This is a genomic window from Roseibium sp. (assembly GCF_965232425.1).
In the GTDB taxonomy this organism is placed as follows: Bacteria; Pseudomonadota; Alphaproteobacteria; order Rhizobiales; family Stappiaceae; genus Roseibium.
Genome location: NZ_OZ246971.1, coordinates 4,051,220 through 4,076,192, shown reverse-complemented (window position 1 = coordinate 4,076,192; position 24,973 = coordinate 4,051,220). Strand labels below are relative to the sequence as shown.

The window sequence follows — 24,973 nt, the reverse complement described above, 5'->3', positions numbered from 1 at the left end:
AACTTTTTTGCCGCCCGGCGCTCCGTGCAAACTGTCAGCTGCGTGTTTCCAGAATGAGCTTCGGCTCGTCCGTCTCGCTGTCGATGAGGCTACACTTGAACCGCTTCTTCTTCTTCCCGCTTTTGGTCGTCACTTCGACCGCAAGAGGAACATCGGAATCCTGCTTTGCGGCTCCGAGCATCGACTGAAAATCGGTGTCGTCGAAAAGGGCATCCGTAACGGCCCGGTCTTCCAGGCTTTCAGACGTCAGACTGTAGGTTTTCATGGCAGCGTGATTGGCGGCAATGATTGCGCGCGACTGCGAGTTGATGACCAGCATGGGCGCGCTGCAGACTTCAAAGACTTCGGCGAAATTGACGTCGCCGCCGATGTGCCCGGCGGAGAACAGAACGCCGCCCACGGTTCCGCCCATGCGGAAATACATCGCGTCGTACTTGAGATCGATGCTGTCGCTGGCCGCAAGCAGAAACTTGCCGCGCCCTGTCGCGCTCGCACGCCGTGTCAGGGCCGCCAGCGTCAGCGACACGATCGTGCGCCCGACCCGGTTCTGGATATGGGCAACGTTGCGCCCGAGGATCAGCCTCACATCCTCAATCTGGAAACTTCTGAGGAAACCGTCGCTTGCAAAACGGACATAGCCGAAATTGTCGACCAGAAGAACGATCCGCGAAGACGAAGCGACAAAGTGCTGGAGGATAGGTGCGATTCCGAGAGCGATCTTGCCCGGGTTGTCATCGGATTCGCCAATGGACGGAAAGCAGATAGCAAGAATGCGCCCGTCTCCCAGGTCTTGGCGGTAGGCGACAATGGGAATACCGGGAATACGATGGTCAGGCCCGCCGCCGACATCGAACGGTCCGGCTTGCCCTTCCCTGATAGCGCCCTGTACCAGCCTCAGGATCGTCTTCTTGTCTTCAGGTGCCAGATGCCGCAGGGCATCGTTGGACGAAGCTTCCTGCAGATCCTTCACTTGACTGTCGAAATTCTGCGAGCCGACTTCGTGCCACAAGATGGTCTTCTTGTTGATGTCGGCAATGAAGAACTGAAGACCGGACAGCGACAGCGCGGGCGCTTCGCCCTGCACTTTCGGTGGTTGCGCCTGGCCTTTCGGCGGTGCGTCGGACTCCTGCGACTGTGGCGGCAAAGCGTTCTGTGCTTCGTTGAGTGTCATTCTGTGCCCGACCTGTTTTACCGGCTTTTCCAGCCTTGGACCCTCGCACAAAAAAGCAAACAAAGACTAAAGCTCGAAGGAACACCGGCGGCATGCTGGAACGTTCCAGATTGGGCGCAGGCAGCCGGGCCTTTCCAACGGCAATCCGGCTGCCGCATTGTCGTCACGAAAACACACGCTGATTGCCCGATTGCGGTCCGTCTCAGGGCCCAATCTTTCCCTCATATGCAGTCTGGAAGATGACAGGAGTTCACATGCCGTTCGTGACTTCATCACACGCGCCGGAAAAGGGTCGGAAGACCGGGTTTTCCCCCGTCCTGCTTTTCATGGTGGCGATCGCATTGCTGATGCTGATGTCGTTCGCTATTGCGCCCTCCCTGCTGCTTCCGCTCTCGGCTTTCCTCGCGATGGTGGCCGTGACACATCTGCTCGGAGTGCGTCTTTATGAGGACTTCAGACAGGCGATTGATCGCAACGGTTAGGGTCAGGCCCCTGGAAAAACGACGGCAACAAGAACAAGAACAAGAAAACCGGTTTAATTCACCATGGCGAAAACAGAACATCTGGGCCGACGGGACAACCGCTCCCGCCGAAGCGAGCTGCGTGATGCAAAGCCGCTGCTGCAGGCAATCTTTCTGGGCATGACGCTCGCAGTCGGGCTCGTCGTGGCCGCGGCCATGGCCAACTCGGACGCAGAAAATGCCATTGAGTCCGGCGTTCCGGCCATCGAACAGACGTTGCCGCCCGGCGACGGGCAGCCGGCAGTAAAACAGGTTACGCCTTAAACGAACTGGGTTGCCAGCAGCGCGACGAGAATGTAGCGGCCCGTTTTCGCGACGGCGACCAGGGTGAGAAACACCCAGAATTTCTCTTTCAGGACACCGGCGGCCAGGGTCAGCGGATCCCCGATGAGGGGCGCCCAGCTCATCAGCAGGCTCCAGCGGCCGTAACGGCGATACCAGGCCGTTGCCCTTTCCAGTTTGTCCGGCTTGACGGGAAACCACTTTGCATCGGCGAAACTGACCGCGCCGCGCCCGAGCGCCCAGTTCACCACGGAGCCGAGCGTGTTGCCGAGGCTTGCCGTCAGAACCAGCAAGGCGACCGGTGCCGTTTCCAGATAGATGAGCCCGGAAAGGCCGAGTTCGGATTGAACCGGAAACAGGGTGGCGGCCAGGAAGGAAATGCCGAAGAGACCGAGAAGACTGCTGTACATGACACGGCTTGCATATACGCGCCGGGCCACATCCTTCAAGGCCGCAAAAAGCGGAAAACGTCCGGTTGCTCCGTCAAAGCGGCCCGTTTAAGCCCGGGCGCTCGCAAGCGGCACCCGGGCGTTGTTTTTCAGGCTTGGAAGGTCAGGCGGCCGCCAGCACCGAATTTCGGAACAGGGCGCTGTTGGCGGCGACGATGGCAACGGCGTTCATCCGGTTCTTTGCTCCAAGCCGCGTGATGGCGTTGCGGATATGAACCTTCACCGTGGCCGTCGAGACGCCGAGATCATAGGCAATCTGCTTGTTGACCTTGCCCTCGCAAAGCATGAGCAGGATTTCCAGCTGCCGGCGTGTCAGCTTTTCGGCAAGGTTCAGCGGTCGGCGCATGGGCTCGATCATGACCTGAGCTGAAGGAGCGTTCTGGGTGTCGATGGAAAAAAGAGCGTTCATGGCGAGGGTCCAACTTGGTGCGTTTCCGTTCTTGTCGGATCGACTTTCCCCCAAAGTGATTATATTGTAAAATGTTAAAGAGCATACAGAATAAAGCTAAAACTTAGCAATTGACTGACGGATCCAGCGATGAACAAGAAGCTCTACTCAGGTCACACGCTTCGGCAGATCAGGTCCGACTTCGGCCTGTCGCAGACAGAATTCGCCCGGAAGATCGGTCTGTCCACCGCCTACGTCAATCAGATCGAGAACAACAACAGGCCGGTGACCGCCTCGGTCCTTCTGACGATCAACCGGATCTTCGGCGTCGACCTTGCTGCGTTTGAAAAGAACGACATGGACCGCGTCGTCCAGGACCTGGAAGAAGTCTTCGCCGACACCCAGTTTCACACGTCCTCCGTCGGCAGGCAGGAGATCCAGGAACTCGTTTCCAGGGCACCGGCGGTGACCCAGGCCATCATGGATCTCTACGGCGCGCTGCGCAGCTACCACGACCGGGACGTTCTGGAAGACGACCTCGTTCACATGAGCGGCACGGACGAAACAACGACAAGCGTGCGCAAGTCCGCGTATGACGAAGTCCGCGACTTCTTCCATTACACGGACAACTATGTCGACGCGATTGACAGGGCGGCTGAAAAACTCTCCTACGAGATCAGCCTGCACACGTGCGAAAGCAAGCTGGACCGGCTGACCGGCTGGCTCAAGAAACGGTTCGACATCTCCGTCGAACAGGTGTCCGACTATCAGGGCACGCTCATCCGGCATCAGGACTACACGAGGAAAATCGCGATCTACCGGGCCGTGCCTCAGTCGACCAAGAGTTTTCTGCTCGGAACGGTGATCGCGGATCTGTGCGTGAAGGACCTGATCGCGGAAGAGGTCAAACGCGCAAACTTCAGGACGGGTTCCGCGCAGGGGATCGCGACGCTGGCTCTGCGCAACTACTTTGCCGGAGCCCTACTTCTTCCCTATGACGACTTCCTGCGCACAGCGACGGAATGCCGGCATGACATTCAGCTTCTGTCGAACCGGATGGACGCCAGCATCGAAACGGTTTGCCACAGGTTGTCGACGCTTCAGCGCCCCGGTGCAAACGGACTGCCGTTCTACTTCGTGAAGATCGATCGCGCCGGAAATGTCGTCAAACGGCACAGCGCGACCCGCTTCCAGTTCGCCCGGTTCGGCGGCTCGTGCCCGCGCTGGAATGTGCATCAGGCCTTCGAGCAGAACTCGAACAAGTTCACCGCGCAGATCGCGCAGATGCCGGACGGCATCGAATATCTCTGCATCGCGACCAGCATCACCAAACACCAGACCGACTACCGCACCGGCGAGCGAAGATACGCGCTCGGGATCGGCTGCGAGCTCAAATACGCCGATGCGATCGTCTATGCCGACGGATTGGCCGTCAATGACGTTTCAACGCCCGAACCCATCGGGGTGAACTGCCGCATCTGCCCGCGCGACGATTGCGACCAGCGCGCCTTCCCGGCCATCGACAAGGAACCGCTGATCGATCCGGCGCAACGCGGCATCGTCCCCTACCGCGTCAAGGCCACCGGGTAGCGTCTCTCCACCTCGGTCTGGCACGTCCCGTTGCACCTTACCCGTCCAGCAGTGCCTGAAAATGGTTGCGCAGCTCATACGCTCCCCGCTGCCCCTGCAGGACCTCCTGCAGGTCACCCTTGCCGTCGAAGAGCAGCAGCGTGACATGCGGAACGCCGTACCGGTTCTGAAAGGTCTTGCCCTTTGCGGTCCGGATATTGGCAACCACGTAGTCGAGCTCTCCGTCCTCGAACATGTCGAGCGCCTTGCGCGTGTCGGCCTGCAGCGAGCGGCACAGGGAGCATTGCGGATCGTGGATCTGCACGACCGTCGGCCGACCGTTCCCGACCCGCGTGAGGTCATGCTCATGGCGCATGCTCGCGAAGTTCTGCGCGAACACGTAACCGGTCCCGCCGAGGAGCACGGCAGCGATGCCGATGTTCCGTCCCAGGCGCAGGAATTTCCTGCGTTCCGGTGAGACACCGTTTGCCTGCTGCTGTTCCGTGTTGTGCCGGGACTTTCTGTCCTTCGGTCTTGAGGATTTCCGTTGTTTCTTCATAAGTCACCCGATTGACTGCACGCGCTGCGGACTTTTTCCGGCCCGCGCGTGACATGTTCAAACCACCACGATGGACGCGCCCGAACGGACCCGGTCGTAGAGATCGATGACATCCTGATTGATGAGGCGCACGCAGCCCGAGGATACCGCCTTGCCGATCGAAGCCGGTTCGTTGGTGCCGTGCAGGCGGTAGAGCGTGTCGACCTTGCCCTGGAAGATGTAGAGAGCCCGGGCCCCGAGAGGATTGCCCAACCCCGGCTGCATACCGCCGTTTTCCGCGCTGTAAGGTTCCAGGTGCGGTTCACGGGCGATCATCTCTTCCGGCGGTGTCCAGGTCGGCCAGGGCCGTTTCCAGGCAATCCGCGCACGCCCCGACCACTCGAACCCCTGACGGCCCAGACCGACGCCGTAGCGCATCGCGGTGCCGCTCGGTTCAACGAGATAGAGGTAGAAGCTGCGGGTGTCGACGACGACCGTTCCAGGCTCCTCATCGGTCCTGTAAGCCACCCGCTGCCGCCGGAACTCGGGTGCAAGCACCCTTGGATCAATCCCGGGAAGCGGAAATTCCTCCTGCGGGCGCGGTCCGTAGTTCTGCAGGAAGGACGCATCCACCTGCGGCTGCGGCTGCACGGGCACTGGTGCGCGGCTCGTCGTCGTCGAACATCCGGCAAGGGTCAGGGCGGCCATACCGAGGCCACCGGACAGGACCTGACGCCGTGTCACGTGGTTTGTCATCGATGTCGTATCCGGATCGCGCTAGAGAACCACGACCTGTGTCCCGAGCGGAACGCGGGCATAGAGATCGATGACATGATCGTTGATCATGCGGATACACCCGTTCGAGACAGAACGGCCGATGGACCAGGGCTGCGTGGTGCCGTGGATCCGGTAGTAGGTGTCACGCCCGTTCTTGTAGAGATAGAGCGCACGCGCTCCGAGCGGATTGTTGACGCCACCCGGCACACCGTCCGCATAGCGCGCATATTTCTGCGGCTCCCGGCGGATCATGTTCTTGGTCGGGGTCCAGCGCGGCCACTCGGCCTTGCGGTCGACGGTCGCCCTGCCCTTGAAGGCCAGCCCCGCCTTGCCGACACCCACACCGTAGCGGCGCGCACGTCCCCAGCGTTCCGTCAGATAGAGGAAGTGGTTCCTGGGGTCGACGACAATGGTGCCCGGCGCATAGCTCATCGACAGGAAAACGCGCTGCGGTGCGTATTTCGGATCCAGTTTGAAATTCTTGTATTTCGCGGTGTGATGCGCGTTTGCGGCGCCCGGCACGGCCATCACAAGGGAAGCGGCACCGCCAAGCAACAGATCTCGTTTGTTCAACACGAGGATATCTCCTGATTTCCAATAGCATTCAGGCGGACCGGAGGTCCGCCGGGAAAGTCGGCTGATCAGGAATTGGGCGGTTTGGGTTCCAGCCTCTTCTGCACGGAGGCCTGGTGCCCCGGCGCGATCCAGTCCGGATGATCCTGTCCCGAAAGCGAAACCGCAGATGCAGACGCCATGACGGCCTTGCACTCCGAGTTCTTGCAGAAGGAGGGTTTCGTCTCGGCGACCGATTGCTCTTCATCCGGCTCGCTTGCCATGAGCTCGGCCACCGCCTGGTCCATCGAGACGATCGTCTGGAGATCGTCTTTGGACACATCTGCGGCGCCGCGCGCAAATCCTTGCTGCACGCCAGCGACCAGAAGACCGATGATGAGTAAAACCCGGAACATGCACAACAATTTACCGAACCGGGTTAACGAAACCTAGACACGTGACTTCACACTCTTGTGAAGCTGCCGGCTGCACGAGCAAGAAACCTCATGTCATGCGGGCGGACGATCAGGTGCCGAAATCCAGCTTGGTATCCCGCGTTCCTGGTTCACGCACGTCGCGCCGGGCGATGTCGAGCGCGACTTCCGCCAGCCGCACGGCTGCGGCAACGCCATCGACGACGGGAATGCCGAACTCGGCGCTCAGGGCATGCGCCAGATCGGCCATCCCGGCGCATCCAAGGGCAATCGCCCCCGCCTCGTCTTCGTGGAGCGCAGCCTTTATCTCAACCCGGATCTTGTCAATGGCGGAGGGACTCGCCTCTTCAAGCTCCAGCACCGGCACCTCCGAGGCGCGCACCCTGCCGCAGCGCGTCCTGAGGCCGTTCCTGTCCAGGTTTTCTTCAAGAACCGGGACGGAGACCGACAGGGTGGTAACCACGGAAAAACGGGAAGCCAGCAGGGCCGCCGTGTGATAGGCGGCTTCGCCGATGCCGATGACCGGCATGTCGAGTTTTTCCTTCAGCGTCCAGAGCCCGGTGTCGTCGAAACAGGCGATGATCAGCGCGTCATACTGCCCCGCGCCGTCCAGAACCTCGTCGACGAGGGAAAAAAGGCCGGGGAGAGCCGCGGCGCCATCGTCCGCCCCCTGGATGGCTGCCGGACCGTACACCGGATTGATGGCCGTAATCCGGGTACCCGGGTCCGCAGCGGCGCGTGCGGCCTCCCCGATCTTTTCGGTCATGGCGACCGTGGTGTTCGGGTTGATGATCAGGATCTGTCTGCCTGCCGGGGTCATGCCTGCCTCACACCAGCCCCTTGCCCGCATCCGAGCCCTGCCGCGCCTGCCGCCGTCGCAGCAGCGCCAGCACGGTCAGGAACGTGCCGATGATCAGGAGCGAGAACAGGGTGGTCAAAGTTCCGAGCGCATAAAGGACCGGCGACGTCACATTCGTGGTCATGCCGTAGATTTCAAGCGGCAGCGTGTTGTAGGAACCCGCGGTCAGCAATGTCCGGGCGAACTCGTCATAGGACAGCGTGAAACCGAACAGGGCCACCCCGATCAGCATCGGTGCGATGATCGGCAGAACGACATATCTGACGGTCTGCCACGGGCTGGCACCAAGATCGCGCGCGGCCTCCTCGTAGGACTTGTCGAACCGGTTGAAGACCGCGAACATGATCAGCAGCCCGAACGGCAGCGTCCAGGTGAGCTGGGATCCGAAACCCGACGTCGACCAGTGCACCTCCCAGTCCAGAATGTTGAAGATCAGGCCGACACCGAGCGAGACAAGGATCGACGGAATGATCAGGCTGGCAACGATCACGTAGAACAGCAGGCTCGATCCGCGGAACCGGTTCCGGAAGGCCATGCCGCCCATCACCGCGACCACGACGGTCACGCACATGACCATCAGCCCGAGCGCGAAGGACCGGCGGAACGACCCCCAGATGTCGCCGACCGCCTGTTCCTCGAAGAGATCGAAGAACCAGTGCAGCGAGACGCCGTTCATCGGAAAGGTCAGTCCACCCTGCGGTCCCTGGAAGGACAGAATGCCGATGGTCACGACCGGCCCATAGAGGAACAGCAGGAACAGCGCGAAAAAAGCAGCCAGGAAATAGAAGGAACGGCCACGTCTATCCATCTTTCTCAGAGCTCCTTTCTGATGTCGACGAAGCGCATCATGATGCCGATCATCAGCAGCACCGTGCACAGGAGCACGACGGAAGACGCGGCAGCGGCCGGGTATTGAAGCAGCGAAATCTCATTGGAAATGATCCGCCCGACCGAGGCGCTCTGGCCACCGGACATGTGCCGCACCGTGATGAAATCGCCCATCACCAGCGTGACGACGAAAATCGAGCCGATCATGACGCCCGGCTTGGCGAGTGGCAGAATGACGTTGGTAAGGATCTGAAATCCGTTCGCGCCCGCGTCGCGCGCGGCCTCGATCAGGGACTTGTCGATCCGCATCATGGTGTTGAAGATCGGCACCACCATGAACAGCGCGTAGAGATGGACGAAGGCCAGGACGACGGCGAAGTCCGAATAGAGCAGCCACTCCAGGGGTTCATCGATCACGCCGATCTGGATCAGCGTCGAATTGGCGATGCCGTTGCGGCCCAGAAACGGGATCCACGAAATCATGCGGATGATGTTCGAGGTCCAGAACGGGATCGTGCAAAGCAGGAAGAGCGCCACCTGCATCGGCAGCGTGTGAACGTGAAAGGCAAGGAAATAGGCGATCGTGAAACCGATGGCCGCGCAGAATATCCAGGTCAGCACCATGAATTTCAGCGTCTTCAGATAGGTTGCCCAGGTCACCGGCGATGTCAGGTGAAAGGCATAATTGTCCAGAACGAAATCGGGAAAGAACGACCACTCGTTGTAGTTCCAGAAACTGACGACCACGATGATCGCGATCGGCAGGAGCAGAAAGAACCCGAGAATGCACACAAGCGGGATCGACAGCAGCCAGCTGACTCGCTCGGCCTGCCGCGACGGGTCGAACCTGCGCGCCTTTCCGGTTTCATTTCGGTTGGCAGTTTCCGCCCCTGCCCGGCTATCCGCCGGGCAGGGAGCAACTTGCGACGTCATCATGCTGCGATGAACTCGTTCCACTTGCGAACCATGTACTGGTTTTCGTCCATGACGGCGTTCCAGCAGGCAACGGCGCCCATGCGCTCCAGGAACGCACCGCCGTCGCGGACCGAGCCCGCTTTTTCCATCACGTCGCCGAACGGGTTGACGATATCCTCCGTGGCCGGCTTGCCTTCGAACCAGAAGCCCCACTCGTTTTCGCTCATGTAGTTCTTCGAGGTTTCCGGAACGGCGGAATAGTAACCCTGCCGCATCAGGAAACCGCCGACCCAGCCGTCGAGATACCAGTTGATGTATTCATAGGCCGCATCCAGTTCGAGACCGGAGAGGTTCTTCGACAGTCCGATGCCGCCGCCCCAGGAGCGATAGCCCTCTTTCAGGGGCTGGTAGACGCACGGAATGCCCTTGGAACGGACCGCCGTGATGGCCGGTGACCACATGGACTGGATCACCACTTCGCCGGACGCCATCAGGTTGACGCTCTCGTCGAAGCTCTTCCAGAAGGCACGGAACTGGCCATTCTTCTTGGCCTCGGTGAAGATCGCCATGGTCTGGTCGATCTCTTCCTTGGTCATGTTGCCCTTGTCGCCATAGTTGATCTCGCCCATGGCTTCACACACCATCGCCGCATCCATGATGCCGATCGAGGAAATGTCCAGAATGGAGGCCTTGCCCTTGAATTCCGGGTTCAGCAGCTCGGTCCAGCTTTCGATCGGGCGGCCGATCAGGTCGGGCCGGATGCCCAGCGTATCGGCGTTGTAGATCGTCGGGATCAGCGTCATCCAGCCCGTCTCTTCAGGGGCGAATGTCTTGCTGTCCGGTCCGTCGACGAAGCCGACGGTGTGCGGCGCGGTGCCCTGAGCGATGGTGGATTCCGGCGTCAGCTTACCGCTTTTGAAGATGCCGACGATCTTGTCGTAATTCTTGATCTTGGACGTGTCCATCGGCTGCAGGTTGCCCGCACCCCAGACCTTCTTGCAGATCCAGTACTCGATGTCGGCGATATCGAACGACTTGGGCTGGGTCGCTGCACGCTGCGTAACGCTGTCACTGTCCAGCGCGGTCATCTCGAGCGTGAAACCGAGATCTTCCTTCACCTTGGCCGCGACTTCATTCAGGTTGGAAACGCCGGTGCCGAACTGGCGCAGCGTCACGTCCTTGATGTTCTGTGCCCAGATGGTCGGAAAACCGGTGACGGCTCCCGATCCGAGTGCAGCGCCCGCAGCCGCCGCGCCGCCCTTCAATACGCTGCGGCGGCTCAAGCCCTTCCTGTCTGTCGTGTTCTTCATGACTGCTACTCCTCATCCCCTTGGAGGTTTCGGCCCCTTTGACCGGGGCATTGCAGCGGCGCCTTAGGCCGCCAGATTGTGCGCGTCCTCAGGCTTCCAGGACAGGAAGACAGTCGCGCCAATTTCAATCGGATCGTTGAAGAAGACCTGGTCCGGCAGCGCCACCGTCAGCTCGCCGATTTCGGGAACCGCGAGCGCGACATTGACCGAGGACCCGAGATATTCGACGTCTCTCACGCTGGCCGCGTAGCCGGAGCTGTCCCCATCGGATTTCATGAGCTTGAGGCGGTCGGCCCTGATGGCGACCGGGCCGCTTTCCATGCGCAGCACGTTGTGGCCGCCGATGAAGCGGGCAACAAACTCGGTCAGCGGTGCATTGAAGACATCCTTGGGTGGCCCCGCCTGCTCGATGATGCCGCCGTTCATAACGATGATCTCGTCGGCGAGCGCCAGGGCTTCGTCCTGCGAATGGGTCACGTGAATGAAGGAGATGCCGAGATCGCGCTGCAGCTTCTTGAGCTCCAGCCGCATCCGGACCCTGAGAAAGGGGTCGAGGGCCGACAGTGGCTCGTCCAGCAGCAGCACCGACGGCTCGGTGATCAGCGCCCGTGCGAGCGCGACCCGCTGCTGCTGACCGCCGGAAAGCTGGGCGGGCAGACGCTGCGCGTAGTCGGCCATGTCCACGAGATCAAGGCGTTCCAGCGCCCGCGCCCGCCGCGTTGCCTTGTCGACCCCGCGCATTTTCAGCGAGAACGCGACATTGTCGACCACGCTCAGATGCGGAAACAGCGCGTAGTTCTGGAACATCATCGCCGTCCCGCGTTTGGCGGGCGGCAGATCCGTGATGTTGCTGGAACCGAGCAGGATGTCACCATCGCTGACATGCTCATGACCCGCGATCATGCGCAGGGTCGAGGACTTGCCGCATCCGGACGGCCCCAGCAGGCAGGAATAGGTCGCGGCCTGAAACCGGTGATTGATCGCATCGACGGCGATGGTGTCACCATAACGCTTGGTCGTCGCGACGAGTTCAAGGTCTTCGGTATTTGTCATGCGGCACACTTGCGAATTCGACGAAATCGTTGTCGTATTTGCACGAGCCGTGCCAAACTGGGAAAATGGCTGAATTCAGCGATTCTTGAAAAAAATCTGTGCAGGGGCTTCACAAAAGTGCACAAGAATTGGTCAAAATAAATACAGTATGATGAAAAATTGTATACGATCTTGTTTGCGATTGAGCACATCAAGAGATATAAACGAATACGAAACAGACACGTGATGACGACAGCATGGCCCGATCGATAACAGCACCGGACGGATTAGGTGCCGCAGCCACGCACGAGACCTTCCAGTTGCCTCCGGGCCGGACGCTCGACATCTGCCTCAACCTGCACAACGCGATCCTGGAGCACCGTCTCGCGCCGGGCATGAAGCTGTCGGAAGATGAGGTGGGAGACATCTACGGGGCCAGCCGCACCGTCGTGCGGGCCGCCCTGCAGGCGCTGGCCCATTCCGGGCTCGTGACGATTGCAAGGAACCGGGGTGCCTTCGTTTCACGCCCCGGCATCCGCGAGGCCCAGGAGGTCTTCGAGGCGCGCGCGCTGATCGAACCGCGGATCGCACGCCTCGCCGCTGACGCGATGACAGCGTCCGATCTCAAGAAGCTCAAGAAGCACCTGGACGCTGAACATGCCGCGCTCGCTTCGGGTGACAAGGGCAAGGCCCTTGCCCTGTCTGGTGCCTTTCACATCGCGATTGCGGACATAGCTGACCAGCAGGTTCTGTCCCAGATGGTGCGATCTCTGATCTCTCGGTCCTCGCTGATCATCGCCCTCTACTGGCGCCGTGCGGACACGACCTGCGAAAGCCACGCGCATCATGCCCTGATGAAGGCCTTCTCGGAGAAGGACGGTCCTGCGGCTGAGGAAATCCAGAAAAGCCACATCATCGACCTGCACTCGGGGCTGGACCTGCGCGAAAAGCAGGACCCGAAGTCGTCGCTGGCCGACGCTTTGAAATCGGATTGACGCGGTGTTCCGGTTTCCGGTTCGCTTTTGATTGCACTCCCGGTCCGTGCTGACGGGCGGACGATCTTGCGGAAATTCCTCCGGATAGGGGCCCGGCCCCGGCTCGCATTCGTAACTTGACCTAACGGCACTATAGCGTCTGAATGGAGCTGATGAACAAGCCGGTGCCGCCTTAAGGCAACCAACACCGTAGAACGTCGGGGGGAGCGATATGGACTTTGATCTCGGGACCTATTCAAGAAAGATCACCACACAGTCTCCGGAGGCCCAGCGCCAGTTCGACAACGGCTTGATCTGGCTTTACGGCTACAACCATGAAGCAGCGGCCGTCTGTTTCGAAAAGGCGCTTGCCAGCGACCCCGGCTGCGGAATGGCCTACTGGGGTTTGGCCTATGCCATCGGGCCGAACTACAACAAGCCCTGGGAATTCTTCGAACCCGATGAACGCGTTTCCATGTTGCAGAAGGCCCGGGAAACCGTGACAGCAGGACTGGCGCTCAAAGACAGTCTGCAACCGGTTGAAACGGCGCTGATCGAGGCAATCGGCAAGCGCTTTCCGGAGGATCCGGAGGTCGAGGATTACCTTCCCTGGCACGATGCCTTTTCAGATGCCATGCGGATCGTTCATGCGACGCACGGCGACGATCTCGATGTCGTGACTGTGTTTGCCGAAGCGCTGATGAACCGGTCGCCCTGGCAGCTCTGGGACCTGAAAGAGGGAAAACCCGCCGAAGGGGCTTCGACGCTGGAGGCCCAGGCCGCACTGGAACGGGTCTTTGAAGACCGTAGGGATGCCTGGGACCATCCGGGCCTCCTGCACATGTACATCCATCTCATGGAAATGTCACCAACCCCGGAAAAGGCGCTGAAACACGGCGACCGTCTCGTCGACCTGGTGCCGGACAGCGGACATCTCTGCCACATGGCAACGCATATCGACGTCCTGTGTGGTGACTATCAGAATGTCGTCTGGCGCAACCACCGGGCTGCCGAAGTCGACCGCAAATACGAAGAGGTCGCCGGACCGCAGAATTTCTACACGCTCTACCGGATCCACAACGTACATTTCGAGGCTTACGGCGCCATGTTCCTCGGCCAGCCGGACAAGGCTCTTGCGGCATCGGAAGAACTGATGCGCATGCTGCCCGACGAGGTCGTGCGTTTCTTCCCCGACCTGTTCGAGTCCTTTTACGGCAAGAAGATACACGTCATGGTCCGGTTCGGTCAGTGGCAGGACATTCTGGACGAACCGCTTCCCGGCGATGCGGAACTCTACAGTTACACCACCGCAGCGATCCTGCAGGCACGCGTGGTCGCGCTTGCCAATCTGGGCCGTCTTGAAGACGCGGCGGCCGAACGGGAACGCGCCCTTGCCGCGCGCCGCGCGGTGCAGGAAAGCCGCATGGTCTTCAACAACACCGCAGACGATGTTCTTGCCATCGGCGAAGCCATGATGGACGGCGAACTTGCCTTCAAGTCGGGCCATAGGGACGAGGGCCTTGAACACCTGCGCCGGTCCGTCGAACTCGATGACAATCTCATGTACGACGAACCCTGGGGATGGATGCAGCCGACCCGTCACGCCCTCGGGGCATTGTTGCTGGAAGACGGCCGCTTCGAGGAGGCCGAAGGCGTCTACCGCGCCGATCTCGGCCTTGATGATACGCTCGCAAGGGCCTGTCAGCATCCCCAGAACATCTGGAGCCTGCACGGCCTGCATGAATGCCTGGTGAGACGCGGCGCGCTGACGGAGGCCACGCACGTGAAGCTGTTGCTGGACAAGGCCGCGGCGCGCGCGACCGTTCCCGTCCACGCCTCCTGTTATTGCCGGAGCCGTGCGAAGGCGGCCTGACGCGCGCATCCGCTTCGGCAAACACGTTCAAACGCGCCCGCCGGGAAAGGCGGGCGCTTGACATGAACGTTTTGCCGTCCGGGCGAAATCGCCGCGGATCGCCTGCAAAACAATGAAAATCCAAAGGAAAACGGTCCGGCTCCCGACTTTCGTCTGGAAACCGGACCGCGTGCCCGGTCCGCCCCCGGAAAAGGATCGCCTGCCCCTGAGATCGCTGATGTCCGTGGAATGGCCTCCACGGGCGCTTTGCAGCGAGCGTTGATCCCGGTCAAGGACAGGCGTGTATTTGCCTGCCAAGTAAAGCAAGTGAGGAAACCCGCCGCAAGAGCACCGGCGTCCGGGAATGAAAGTTCGCGTGACTTAACTTGTTTGCCGTTAACACAGCTCGGGATTCCGTGGATAACCCTGGGGGTAACGTCCCTCATCCCGGATGGGAGCGAAACAAGGAATTCGTGACATGACCATTGCCAACGACACAAAGTGGATTGATAAAGAAAAGACGGGTTTGTCGGAGGCAGCCATGGACATCAACCTCACACTCTCAGCAGACACGATCCGCATGTTCGTGCAGAAGGCGCGCGCCGCCGCGTCTTCGATGCGCGACACCTTCGAGGACGGGCATGACGGCGAAGTTGAATTCGATGCGGACACGCTTGAGGAAGGTCACAATCACGACGGTCTCGCGGAGGAGGAAAGCACGGACCTTTCCGACACCGAACTGCGTGAACTGATCGAGGACCTCAACGTCGACGAGGCCGCCGGACTTGTCGCCCTTGCCTGGGTGGGCCGCGGTGACTTCGACGCCGAAGATTTTGATCAGGCCGTCGAAGAGGCCAGGGAGCGCGCGGTCGGATCGACGGCGAAGTACCTGCTGGGCATGCCCTTGCTGGCGGACTACCTTGAAGCGGGCCTCGACGCTCTGGATCTGTGACGCGGTCCCGCGTTTCAGAGCCTCATGCGAACAGGGCCGCTCCTGTAAAAGGTGCGCACCGGCTTTTTCCGAAATCCGCATCTCTCATTTATTTCAGAAGCTTATGAACCCAAAGCGGCAAGAAAGGCATCGCCGGGTGGTCCACAACCCGGTGTTTTTCTTGGGAAAACATGCCCGGGAGTCATTTCTGGGCTTTTCGCTCGCGCCAAATTGCCTCACTCTCGCCCAAGTTCATGGTGGGACATGGGAGTTGAGGGCAATGCTGCAAGACCCGGCGAACCGCGATGTGTTTACGGTGCATCGCCCGTCTCCGTGGCCGTATGTCGGCGCAATGATCGCCGCGACAGCTTTGATAACGACCTTGGTTGTCGCGTTCAGCAGCGCATAACCCCGACATCTTGAGAATGCCCGTCTGATCCTGTAGCGATCGGGGAATGTCGGCAGTCCTTTTTCAGAAAGCCTCTTGATGGCGATCAAACGCTTGGCCGTGCTCGATGTTGCCCGCGGCCTCGCGGTCATCGCCATGGTGATCTACCACTTCTCTTGGGATCTTTACTGGTTCGGGTTCGTTGACTGGCCGGTCGCGGAGGGGCACGGCTGGAAAACCTTTGCCGGAACGATTGCGGGAAGCTTTCTTTTTCTGGCCGGAGTGAGCCTTGATCTCGCCCATCACGAGACGATCCGGTGGCGCTCCTTCTGGCGCAGGTTTTTCCTGATCGCCGCAGCCGCTGCTTGCGTGACACTGGTCACCTATTTCACCTTCGCCGGCAGTTTCGTCCGCTTCGGCATCCTGCACTGCATCGCCGCCGCCAGCCTGGTTGCGCTTCCCTTTGTCGGCCGTCCGTTCTGGATCGCGCTCACTGCCGGCGTTTTCCTGCTGACGCTGCCCTTGTGGGCAAGCTCCCCCGCCTTCGACGGTCAAATCTGGCTTTGGACGGGTCTGGGAACACCGGAATTCGGCAGCGTGGACTATGTGCCACTGGCGCCTTGGGCCGGCGTCACCCTGACGGGCCTCGCTCTTTCCAGGGCCTTTCGGCAGTTCGGGGCCTGGGCACGTTTGGGCCGTTTCTCCTTTTCCGGAACGATCGGGCGTTCGACAACGTTCCTGGGACGGCATTCGCTTTCGATCTACCTGCTGCACCAGCCGGTTCTCTACGGCCTCGTCTGGCTCGCTGCTTCGCTCGGACCGGAGCTCGACCGCGCCGGTGATGCCTTCATCAGCAACTGTGCGAGCGCCTGCCGGGACACTCTCGGCACATCCGAAATCTGTACGGCCGCCTGCACATGCACCCTTGAGCATCTGAAAGCGGACGGCACCTGGGATCTTCTTGTCGTCGAACCGGCCGACCAGTCGCTGCGAACCCGCATGAACGATCAGTATCTCGTGTGCCTTGCGGACCCGGAGCTGCGCCCGCCCGTCAGCCAGTGACTTTGCGGACCGCGGCAAGCGCCCTGTCCCGCCGGGCATTTGCAAAGGCGAGAAAGTCCGTCTTGTCGCTGCCCTTGAGACGTTGCTCCAGCCCCCAGAGCGCCGAGACCACGTCGCATTTGGCCTTCATGATCTCCAGGTCCCGCTCTGACGGACACAGCCGGTCTCCCGCGCGGTGCCGGTAAGCCTCCAGAAAACGGGCTTCCTGCGCAGGTGAAAACCCGTGTTCCAGGCTCGCGTAGGCAAGGTCCCAGGCAGGCTCCGCCATGGCCGAATATTCCCAGTCGATCAGCCACAGCCGGCCGGGCGCCATCAGGCAATTTCCGGGAGACGGGTCACCGTGGCTTGGCACCGCAAGGCGGGCGGGTCCGCTCCGCTCATGCGGCTGCAGCTCACGAAGGGCCCGTTCCAGGAGGGCAACATCCGCCTCCGTTTGCCCTCCGGACCCAAGTGCCGTTTTCTGGGCGGCGATCACCTGCCCGGGATCTAGTCTTCCCCGAAACACCTTTCCCGACGCATGAAGCTGTCCCAGCGCGTCACCGAGATGCCCACACAGAACCTCGGGCGGCGCGCCGACGTTTTCAATCGCACGGGTCAGAAGTATCCCGCTGGCCGGGTTGCAAAAGAGCGGCCCGAGGGCAACACCGAGATCCGCGGCGCACCTGATGTTTTCCGCCTCGTCGTCCCGGTTCACCATGCCGGCGGTCTCCGCGCGCGGAAGACGGAGGAAAAAGACCCCGCGCTCCGCGTCCAGCCGGTAGACCCGGTTACTCAATCCGGCCTGGGACACCGCGCCCAGAACAGCGCCGCAAATGGTGCGAAGCTCCGGATGCGCCGCGAAGGCGTCCTGAATGTCTGGCGTCGGAGAACCTGGTTGTGGCAAAAGCGGGCGTATTTCGTTAGCTCACGTGGAAAGACAGACGCCATGACGGACGTCCCCTCGCCCCATATCATCATCACCTATTGCCGCCAATGCAATTGGCTGCTGCGCAGCGCGTGGATGGCGCAGGAAATCCTCACGACGTTTTCCGAAGAGACCGGGGCCGTCACGCTGGTTCCGGGCACTGGCGGCATCTTTCAGATTACCTGCGACGGACACATGATCTGGGACAGGGTCCCGGACGGCGGGTTCCCGGAGGCAAAGGTCTTGAAGCAGCGTCTTCGCGACCGCCTTTGGCCGGACAGGGACCTGGGACATGTCGACCGGGACCCCCCCTGATCCGGGCGTTCACCAGCCGGCTCGCGCGAAATCGTCTGCTCTGCCGGCGCTAACGGGACGTGTCCTGGGCCTCGAAAACCGCTTTTGCCGCATTGAGCCCGTTGATCGCCGCCGGCAGGCCGCCATAGACGGCCATCTGCCAGATCGCTTCGACGATTTCCCCGCGCCCGGCCCCGGCGGCCAGCGTGTGTTCGATATTGACCTTCAGCTGCGGACCGGTCTGCCCCCCGAGGGCCGTCAGCGCGGCGATCGTGCACAGTTGCCGCGTCTTCAGATCCAGCCCCGGCCGCGCATAGTGACGGCCATAGGCCCACTCGATCAGGCTTTCGGCAAAGTCCGGAACAAGGGCGCCGTATCTGTCGTCAAGGACGGATTCAAGTTCGGGGTTCAGTCGCCGGGTCACTGCACGACCCTTGTCCAGTGCGTTTGTCATCGGTGCGGCCTTTCAAACCTGGCGGTGACCCGTGTTCGGTCCGGGCACAGCTTTCAAAGGCGGGATCGACAGGCTCGCCTGCTTCCATCCTCTGGTAGAGATCGATTTTTTCGTCCAGCACAGTCAGCATGTCGGTGAGCGCGGCAATGTCGTCCGACACTTTCTGCCGGTGTTCTTCAAGCATGGCCCTGCGCGCAGTCAGGGACGCTGCCCCCTTGGCGCGCAGCGCGGCATATTGCTGCCGCTTGCTGATCCCCATTCCGGTGGATTTGAGCCTGGCGAGAAAGTCGATCCATCTGAGGATCGTCTCGTCATAGATACGCCGCCCGCCCGCATCGCGCAACGGTTTCGGCAAAAGGCCGATCTTCTCGTAGTAACGCAGGGTGTCGGTGGAAAGTCCCGACTTTTCAGCAAGATCACCAATCCGCATGACAGTCTCCGAACAGAACGATCTCACCCACTTACAGGTTGGAGTGCGCTCCAGGTCAAGACCCGGATGTCGGAATTCTGCAACAAGCATCCGCGTTTTTGATTGATCGCCCAATCAAGAAAAAGCTACGCTTCCGCCAGTTACAGATCCGGCCACGGGGAAATGCCATGACGTCTCGCAAGAACATTCTGATCCTGATGGTAGATCAGCTGAACGGCACCCTGTTTCCCGACGGCCCGGCCGAATTCCTGCACGCCCCCAACCTGAAGAAACTTGCCGAGCGCTCGGTGCGGTTTCAGAACACCTATACGGCATCGCCGCTCTGTGCCCCGGGCCGGGCGAGTTTCATGTCCGGTCAATTGCCGCGCCGGACCGGTGTTTACGACAACGCGGCCGAGTTCGCATCCGATATTCCGACTTACGCCCATCACCTGCGCCGGGCCGGTTACACGACGTGCCTTTCGGGCAAGATGCATTTCGTCGGCCCGGATCAGATGCACGGCTTCGAGGAGCGCCTGACCACGGACATCTATCCCGCCGATTTCGGCTGGACGCCGGATTACCGCAAACCGGGTGAACGCATCGACTGGTGGTATCACAACATGGGATCGGTGACCGGTGCGGGTGTCGCCGAGATCTCCAACCAGATGGAATATGACGACGACGTCGCCTTCCAGGCCATCCGCAAGATCTACGACTACGGCCGCGGCAAATACGATCGCCCCTTCTGCCTGACCGTGAGCTTCACCCATCCGCACGATCCCTATGTCGCCCGCAAGAAATACTGGGACCTTTATGAAGACTGCGCGTACCTGACGCCACAGGTCCCCGCGAAGGCATACGAAGAGCACGATCCGCATTCGCAGCGCATCTTCGATGCCAACGACTGGCGCAGTTTCGATATCGGCGAAGACGACATCCGCAGGTCGAGACGCGCCTATTTCGCCAACATCTCCTATCTCGACGACAAGATCGGCGAGATCCTGCATGCCCTGGAAGCCATGCATCTGGCCGACGACACGACCATCCTGTTCGTGTCCGACCACGGCGACATGCTCGGCGAGCGCGGGCTCTGGTTCAAGATGACCTTCTTCGAAGGCTCCTCGCGTGTGCCCCTGATGGTCGCCGACGCGGATCTGGCCCCCGCCCGCATCACCGCGCCGGTGAGCACGCTGGATGTGCTGCCGACCCTGTGCGATCTCGCCGGCATCGACATGAGCGAGATCATGCCCTGGACGGACGGCGAAAGCCTCGTGCCGCTGGCAGGTGGCACGGACCGAACCTCGCCTGTCCTCATGGAGTATGCGGCAGAAGCCTCCTACGCGCCGCTGGTCGGCATCCGGGAAGGCGACTGGAAATACATTCACTGCGAGCTCGACCCGCCCCAGCTCTTCAACCTGGCAGACGATCCCTATGAGCTCACGAACCTTGCCGGCGATCCCGCCCATGTGGACGCAAGCGCCCGTTTTGCCGATGCCGTCCGCGCCCGCTGGGACATGGCCGCCTACGACGCGGACGTGCGCCAGTCCCAGGCCCGGCGCTGGATCGTCTACGAGGCCCTGCGCAACGGCGCCTATTTCCCCTGGGACCACCAGCCCCTGCAAAAGGCGTCAGAACGCTACATGCGCAACCACATGGACCTCAACGAGGTCGAGGAAGGACAGAGATTTCCGAGAGGGGAATAGCCACTTCGCACCTAGTCAGCAAACGCCTTGAGCCCCTCCGGAAGCGCCGTGCCGGTGGCTGCCGCTTCCTGTTGCACAAGGTCAATCAGCCTCACCCGGCTCTCCGTATAGTCGGGGGCCGGGCTGCCCGTGGCAAGCGCAAGGCGCTCCAGGCCGAACCCGCCGCCGACGGTGCCTGCCGGTCCCGACCCGGCCTCCGCGAGGCTGACCTCGCCGATTTCCAGGAAACCGGAGAGGGGATAGGCGAGCGCTTCCTCCGCCCCGTCCCCCATCGGATAGTGGATACTCACGGAGTTGAAGCCATCCGTGTCCGGATGTCCGTCCGGCGAGAAAAACCCCGACCCGTCACCCGCGGCCCGGGCTTCTTCAAGGTCCCGTTTCACGAACCGTCCCTTCTGCAACAGGGGATCGCTTGCAAAGTGCGGCGCGAACATCTCGGTCGAGACGAAGACGAATTTCTCCGGATCGAGGTTCACGGTTTCGACCGCAAACCGCATGAGTTGACCGATCGCTTCGCGCGGCCCGGCGCTCGCCGGAAGATTGAGAACCGCAATGTGGAACAGCGCGAGAACACCCGGTTTGCCGGCCTTCACGGCATCCTCGACGCGGCAGGCCGGCTGGACGCAGACCGACACCCCGTCCGGATAGGATGCCCGCGTGTCGTCATATCTGAGACCGCCGTTGAAACGGCTGTCCGTGACCAGTGGGAGGGGATCGAGCGCCAACGCGCCCTCCCCGGCAAAATGCTCGAGAAACTGCGCGGATCCCGGTGCCGCGGCGCGTGCGGAAGATGCGCCCGGCAGGAGCAGTCCCAACCCGCCCGCTGCGGCAAGGCTCACAAAATCTCTGCGATCAAGTTGCATGCGCGAAGTCTCCCGGATCAGGCCAAATCACCACCAAGCCTACGCGACGCGGGCATGCGATGCAAAGACCGGCCCGATTGCCTAAAATCTGTCCGGTCCTGCTCACCGTCCGTTAACCCAAACCGTCAAAACCCCGCCCGGTCGCCCGCTTGAAAACCTGATTTTCACCCGCCCCGTGCAACGCTTTGCCACTGAAGACAAGGTTTCGGCATTGTGGGGGCATGCGCTTTATGAAACGGGACAAGACGTCAAACGGCACCGCGCCGGCGGCAGCGGCAGAGGCAGCACAGACCGTCCGGCTGCGCCATTTCGCCTATGCGTCGATTGCCCTGCTTCTGGCTGGCGGTGTCTTTGCCATGGTCTATCTCTTCATCAGCACCACCCACCGGGCCGACCAGCTGGCCCTGCGCCATGAGCGCGCCCTGGTGACCGAGGCACTGGAACACAGTCTCGAGCTGGAAGCCCGGCACCAGACCTTCATCGCCGTCAACGACAAGACGGCACGCGAAGTGCAGATCGACGACCGCATCGACGATGCGTTTGCCCACGAAATCGCACGCCAGATGTGGCTCGACTTCCACCATGACTGGACCCTGATCGTAGATGGCCGCAACAAGGCCATCCTGGTCGCGGCGGAGGACGAGATCGTCCCGCCCATCGCCGGCCGGGAGGTTCTCGACGCCACCCGCGATCTCATCGCCAAGGCCCGCATCGGCTACCAGACCGTCCGCCGCCCCTCGGCCGACGGCTACAAGGTGAAATACGTCGAAAAGGGCGAACTTGCGCCGATCTACGCCACCGATGTGCGCGATGTGGACGGAAAACCGGCCCTTGTCAGCGCCATGGCCATCGTCCCGGAAACGGCGAGCCTGTCCCTGCCCGACGGCCCTCCGGGTGTGATCGTGTCGGTCGCCCTGATCGAGGAGGCGTTTCTTGCCGAAATCGGCGAAACGCTGCTGCTGCAGGATTTCACCTATGTCGCCGGCAGCGACCATCACGCCGCCAGCGTGCCGGTTGCCGTGCACGGCCACCGGCCGATCGGCTATTTCGAGTGGACGAGTGCGGCGCCCGGCAGCAAGATCCGGAACACAATCGGCCCGATCGCGGCGCTTCTGGTCCTGATGTTCGTTGCCGTCGGCATCGTGTTCGCGCGCAAGCTGGCGCAGAAGTCAAAGGCACTGGAGGACAGCGAAACCCTCAACCGGCGCATGGCGACCCATGACCTGATGACCGGCCTTGCCAACCGGCCGCGTTTCCACGCCGTCTTCGACCGCGCGATCGAGACCTGTCACGAGACCCCCTGCGCGGTCATGGCCATCGATCTCGACCGGTTCAAGGCGGTCAACGACACGTACGGTCACGAAGCCGGTGACATGGTCATCCGCCAGGTTGCCCACCGGCTGCGCAAGGTCCTGTCCGGCCATGCGCTGATTGCAAGAACCGGCGGCGACGAATTCATGGCCCTCTTGCGCGGCCCGGTCGACGACAACCGCATGCGCTGGCTCTCCGACACCCTGATCGAAGCCATCGCCCAGCCCATTCCCGTATCCGGCGGTCTGGCACAGATCGGTGTCAGCATCGGCTGGGCATCGGCTCCCAAACATGCCGACACCGCCTCCCACCTCCTGGCGCTCGCCGACCAGGCGCTCTACTTCGCCAAGGAAAACGGGCGCAACATGTCGGTGTGCATCGAGGATCTCTACCGCCAGAACCCGGTGGTTCAAACCGATGGAACCGGCGGTACGCGCCGTGCAGCCGGGTAAAAATCCGGTGGCGCGGCCCGGCCAATCAAACAGGACGCCGCGCGGTTTGGACGATTCGGCGGAATCATGCCGGATCGGTAAGAGTGACAGGTTGCCGGCCCGCTGAACGCCGTTGTTGCGTGGAAGTGTCCACACATAATCTGATTGACGCTTCGGCAATCCGCACCAGTCCGCTTTCCCGAAACATTGCTGGAAAACACCGTTACTTCAGGAATTTATACCCTTGCGACACCAGCCCGGCGGCTTCACCTGGCCGCTCGCGCACACGGGGCGGACAAACCCGCTCCGCAATTGGTTAACAAACAATTGACAACATGAAGACGCTGTCGGGATAGTTGGCCCAGTGACGCGTCCGCAACCGGGCGCGATGGTATTCCAGCGTATTTACGGAGTGGTCGTATGCTGACCCGCAGGAGTTCGCGTTCGCGCGGGCACCGGGATTTTTTGCGCCCGATTATCGGCATCTTCGCAGCGCTGCTCGTTGCGAGCTGCGGACCTGCGGGCACGAACTATCTCACGGAAGGCATCGGTTCCAACCTGGCGACATCAGAAGCCGACATCGCCACGACCAGCAACCTGCAGAACCGGTATTTTGCCTATCTCTGCCAGCAGGCGGGCCTGGCGGCCAGCGTGTCGTCCTACGCGTCGAGCACATGCCATCTTCACCCGATCAACGATCCCAAGTGGCTGATCGTCGTCGCGCAGGGCATGAACGACATTGACCGCCGCTGCGATGCCTATCTGCAGTGGCTGGACAATCAGAAGCGCTCCAGGGGACCGATCCAGAGCCAGATCGGATCAATCCGCGCGGCCACGACGGGCATCATGGGCGTCGCCGACGCTTCCGCGACCGCCCTGACGGTTGCCGGCCTCGCCTTCGACCTCATTTCCAAGAGTGTCGAGAACTACCACAGCCGCCTGCTGCTGGAAGTGGAATCCTCCACGGTCAACTCTATCGTGCTGAACACCCGCCGGAAGTTCAGGGCGGACTTCCGGACCAACCGGATCCAGGTCACCAACCGGCCGCAGGCCGAATTCGTGCTCAGATCCTACCTGCGCCTGTGCCTGCCCTTCGCGATCGAGGCCAACATCAACAACTACTCGACGCTTGGCTCGAGCGGGATTGCACCGACACCGGAGAATTCCATCAACTGGTCGCCGCAGAGCGGCCTGACCATCGGCGCCGCCGGCGGTGGCGTGGAGCGGACGTTCACCGCCCGTGCACCGGTCACGGTCGACCCTGATCTGCCGGAGGAGCGGCGGATCAGCGGGGCTGCGACGCCCTGGGAGCAACAGTTGCAGGCAGAGGACCTGACCGCAATTCAGCAGTTTCTGTGCATTTCGTCACCTGCCAGCAACTTCGGCGACAAGACCCGCGCCGGGATTCTGCTCTGGTCGCAGAACTCCTTCCGGGGCGGCGACATCAGCGCCGAATTGAATGGCAGGAGAGGACCGGCTATTCTTGACGCTGCGAGAAACAACGCGTGCAATACGGCCAACTACAAGAATTACTACGAGCGGTTCCGGTTCGCCGACGATGCGGCTGCAGAGGCGAAATTCGTGCAGAGTGTGCTGGAAAAGTCAGGGTCGGCCGACACGAGCAAGACCAGGGTGAACGAAATCAGGGAATTGATCGTAGCCCTCAAGGACTCGGACGCGTTCGAAAGCGTGGACTTTTCAATTAACGGCGTCTCCAAGGACGAAGTCACGCCGGTTTTTTATTCTCTGGTATCGGACTGACCCGACAG

Annotated in this window: 27 protein-coding genes; 11 read left to right on the top strand and 16 right to left on the bottom strand. The window is 61.3% G+C overall.

Features of this window, described 5'->3' with window-relative positions; translation table 11 throughout:
* Window positions 1–34 precede the first annotated feature (34 nt).
* On the bottom strand, window positions 35–1,171 hold the full coding sequence (locus tag ACO08A_RS18550; RefSeq protein ID WP_422037439.1) for a hypothetical protein: 1,137 nt from the start codon (window positions 1,169–1,171) through the stop codon (window positions 35–37).
* 254 nt (window positions 1,172–1,425) lie between these two features.
* Here ACO08A_RS18550 and ACO08A_RS18545 point away from each other — a divergent pair, with 254 nt between their 5' ends.
* Together ACO08A_RS18545 and ACO08A_RS18540 are read left to right on the top strand one after the other, a co-directional pair.
* Window positions 1,426–1,653 carry a hypothetical protein gene (locus ACO08A_RS18545; protein WP_319383366.1) on the top strand — a complete coding sequence of 76 codons (228 nt, stop codon included), beginning with the start codon at window positions 1,426–1,428 and terminating at the stop codon, window positions 1,651–1,653.
* 63 nt (window positions 1,654–1,716) lie between these two features.
* Window positions 1,717–1,956: a hypothetical protein gene (locus tag ACO08A_RS18540; RefSeq protein ID WP_422037438.1), complete on the top strand. Its 240-nt coding sequence runs from the start codon at window positions 1,717–1,719 to the stop codon at window positions 1,954–1,956.
* Here the strand turns inward: ACO08A_RS18540 and ACO08A_RS18535 are convergent.
* Both ACO08A_RS18535 and ACO08A_RS18530 read right to left on the bottom strand, forming a co-directional pair.
* Entirely contained in the window at window positions 1,953–2,384 is a 432-nt protein-coding gene (locus tag ACO08A_RS18535) for a YqaA family protein (protein WP_422037437.1), read from the bottom strand. The genes ACO08A_RS18540 and ACO08A_RS18535 overlap by 4 nt on opposite strands.
* 142 nt (window positions 2,385–2,526) lie before the next feature.
* Entirely contained in the window at window positions 2,527–2,832 is a 306-nt protein-coding gene (locus tag ACO08A_RS18530; protein WP_422037436.1) for a helix-turn-helix domain-containing protein, read from the bottom strand.
* Window positions 2,833–2,961: 129 nt separating this feature from the next.
* Here ACO08A_RS18530 and ACO08A_RS18525 point away from each other — a divergent pair, with 129 nt between their 5' ends.
* Entirely contained in the window at window positions 2,962–4,401 is a 1,440-nt protein-coding gene (locus ACO08A_RS18525) for a helix-turn-helix domain-containing protein (protein ID WP_422037435.1), read from the top strand.
* Between the two features lie 37 nt (window positions 4,402–4,438).
* Here the strand turns inward: ACO08A_RS18525 and ACO08A_RS18520 are convergent, their stop codons facing one another.
* The 9 genes from ACO08A_RS18520 to ACO08A_RS18480 all read right to left on the bottom strand — a co-directional run bounded on the left by ACO08A_RS18520 (window position 4,439) and on the right by ACO08A_RS18480 (window position 11,646).
* Window positions 4,439–4,939, bottom strand: a complete 501-nt coding sequence (locus tag ACO08A_RS18520) for a hypothetical protein (RefSeq protein ID WP_422037434.1) — start codon at window positions 4,937–4,939, stop codon at window positions 4,439–4,441.
* Between the two features lie 57 nt (window positions 4,940–4,996).
* A complete protein-coding gene (locus tag ACO08A_RS18515) occupies window positions 4,997–5,674 on the bottom strand; it encodes a L,D-transpeptidase (protein WP_422037433.1) in 678 nt (225 codons plus the stop codon).
* A 21-nt stretch (window positions 5,675–5,695) separates the two neighbouring features.
* Complete coding sequence (locus ACO08A_RS18510; protein WP_421984509.1) at window positions 5,696–6,223, bottom strand: L,D-transpeptidase; 528 nt, start codon at window positions 6,221–6,223, stop codon at window positions 5,696–5,698.
* 113 nt (window positions 6,224–6,336) lie between these two features.
* Complete coding sequence (locus tag ACO08A_RS18505) at window positions 6,337–6,663, bottom strand: hypothetical protein (RefSeq protein WP_422037432.1); 327 nt, start codon at window positions 6,661–6,663, stop codon at window positions 6,337–6,339.
* Between the two features lie 109 nt (window positions 6,664–6,772).
* Window positions 6,773–7,501 carry an aspartate/glutamate racemase family protein gene (locus ACO08A_RS18500; protein ID WP_422037431.1) on the bottom strand — a complete coding sequence of 243 codons (729 nt, stop codon included), beginning with the start codon at window positions 7,499–7,501 and terminating at the stop codon, window positions 6,773–6,775.
* A 7-nt stretch (window positions 7,502–7,508) separates the two neighbouring features.
* Window positions 7,509–8,348, bottom strand: a complete 840-nt coding sequence (locus ACO08A_RS18495; protein WP_421984327.1) for an ABC transporter permease — start codon at window positions 8,346–8,348, stop codon at window positions 7,509–7,511.
* 5 nt (window positions 8,349–8,353) lie between these two features.
* Window positions 8,354–9,301, bottom strand: coding sequence for an ABC transporter permease (locus tag ACO08A_RS18490; RefSeq protein ID WP_422041777.1), 948 nt, complete (start codon window positions 9,299–9,301; stop codon window positions 8,354–8,356).
* Window positions 9,301–10,593 carry an ABC transporter substrate-binding protein gene (locus ACO08A_RS18485; RefSeq protein ID WP_306145679.1) on the bottom strand — a complete coding sequence of 431 codons (1,293 nt, stop codon included), beginning with the start codon at window positions 10,591–10,593 and terminating at the stop codon, window positions 9,301–9,303. The genes ACO08A_RS18490 and ACO08A_RS18485 overlap by 1 nt, the downstream gene beginning before the upstream one ends.
* A 63-nt stretch (window positions 10,594–10,656) precedes the next feature.
* Window positions 10,657–11,646: an ABC transporter ATP-binding protein gene (locus ACO08A_RS18480; protein ID WP_422037430.1), complete on the bottom strand. Its 990-nt coding sequence runs from the start codon at window positions 11,644–11,646 to the stop codon at window positions 10,657–10,659.
* Between the two features lie 236 nt (window positions 11,647–11,882).
* Between ACO08A_RS18480 and ACO08A_RS18475 the strand changes: the two genes are divergently transcribed.
* From ACO08A_RS18475 to ACO08A_RS18460, 4 genes are all read left to right on the top strand, one after another.
* Window positions 11,883–12,620: a GntR family transcriptional regulator gene (locus ACO08A_RS18475; RefSeq protein ID WP_422037429.1), complete on the top strand. Its 738-nt coding sequence runs from the start codon at window positions 11,883–11,885 to the stop codon at window positions 12,618–12,620.
* Window positions 12,621–12,831: 211 nt separating this feature from the next.
* Window positions 12,832–14,472 carry a hypothetical protein gene (locus tag ACO08A_RS18470; protein ID WP_422037428.1) on the top strand — a complete coding sequence of 547 codons (1,641 nt, stop codon included), beginning with the start codon at window positions 12,832–12,834 and terminating at the stop codon, window positions 14,470–14,472.
* Window positions 14,473–14,992: 520 nt separating this feature from the next.
* Complete coding sequence (locus ACO08A_RS18465) at window positions 14,993–15,403, top strand: DUF3775 domain-containing protein (protein WP_319383382.1); 411 nt, start codon at window positions 14,993–14,995, stop codon at window positions 15,401–15,403.
* 466 nt (window positions 15,404–15,869) lie between these two features.
* Window positions 15,870–16,832, top strand: a complete 963-nt coding sequence (locus ACO08A_RS18460) for a heparan-alpha-glucosaminide N-acetyltransferase (protein WP_422037427.1) — start codon at window positions 15,870–15,872, stop codon at window positions 16,830–16,832.
* Here ACO08A_RS18460 and ACO08A_RS18455 read toward each other — a convergent pair.
* Window positions 16,822–17,715 carry a choline kinase family protein gene (locus tag ACO08A_RS18455; RefSeq protein WP_422037426.1) on the bottom strand — a complete coding sequence of 298 codons (894 nt, stop codon included), beginning with the start codon at window positions 17,713–17,715 and terminating at the stop codon, window positions 16,822–16,824. The genes ACO08A_RS18460 and ACO08A_RS18455 overlap by 11 nt on opposite strands.
* A 42-nt stretch (window positions 17,716–17,757) precedes the next feature.
* Between ACO08A_RS18455 and ACO08A_RS18450 the strand changes: the two genes are divergently transcribed.
* Window positions 17,758–18,051 (top strand): SelT/SelW/SelH family protein, encoded by a 294-nt coding sequence (locus ACO08A_RS18450; RefSeq protein WP_422037425.1) that lies wholly within the window; start codon window positions 17,758–17,760, stop codon window positions 18,049–18,051.
* 49 nt (window positions 18,052–18,100) lie between these two features.
* Here ACO08A_RS18450 and ACO08A_RS18445 read toward each other — a convergent pair whose 3' ends face one another.
* The gene (locus ACO08A_RS18445; protein WP_422037424.1) at window positions 18,101–18,484 is read right to left on the bottom strand and encodes a carboxymuconolactone decarboxylase family protein; all 384 of its coding nucleotides are present in this window, start codon (window positions 18,482–18,484) and stop codon (window positions 18,101–18,103) included.
* On the bottom strand, window positions 18,426–18,914 hold the full coding sequence (locus ACO08A_RS18440) for a MerR family transcriptional regulator (RefSeq protein ID WP_422037423.1): 489 nt from the start codon (window positions 18,912–18,914) through the stop codon (window positions 18,426–18,428). The genes ACO08A_RS18445 and ACO08A_RS18440 overlap by 59 nt, the downstream gene beginning before the upstream one ends.
* A gap of 167 nt (window positions 18,915–19,081) precedes the next feature.
* On the opposite strand from ACO08A_RS18440, the gene betC reads away from it, so the two are divergent.
* Entirely contained in the window at window positions 19,082–20,599 is a 1,518-nt protein-coding gene (betC, locus tag ACO08A_RS18435; RefSeq protein WP_422037422.1) for a choline-sulfatase, read from the top strand.
* 11 nt (window positions 20,600–20,610) lie between these two features.
* On the opposite strand, the gene ACO08A_RS18430 is transcribed toward betC, so the two are convergent.
* The gene (locus ACO08A_RS18430) at window positions 20,611–21,462 is read right to left on the bottom strand and encodes a hypothetical protein (protein WP_422037421.1); all 852 of its coding nucleotides are present in this window, start codon (window positions 21,460–21,462) and stop codon (window positions 20,611–20,613) included.
* Window positions 21,463–21,692: 230 nt separating this feature from the next.
* Here ACO08A_RS18430 and ACO08A_RS18425 point away from each other — a divergent pair, with 230 nt between their 5' ends.
* Window positions 21,693–23,225 (top strand): diguanylate cyclase domain-containing protein, encoded by a 1,533-nt coding sequence (locus tag ACO08A_RS18425; RefSeq protein WP_422037420.1) that lies wholly within the window; start codon window positions 21,693–21,695, stop codon window positions 23,223–23,225.
* A gap of 399 nt (window positions 23,226–23,624) precedes the next feature.
* Window positions 23,625–24,965, top strand: a complete 1,341-nt coding sequence (locus tag ACO08A_RS18420; RefSeq protein ID WP_422037419.1) for a hypothetical protein — start codon at window positions 23,625–23,627, stop codon at window positions 24,963–24,965.
* Window positions 24,966–24,973 lie beyond the last annotated feature (8 nt).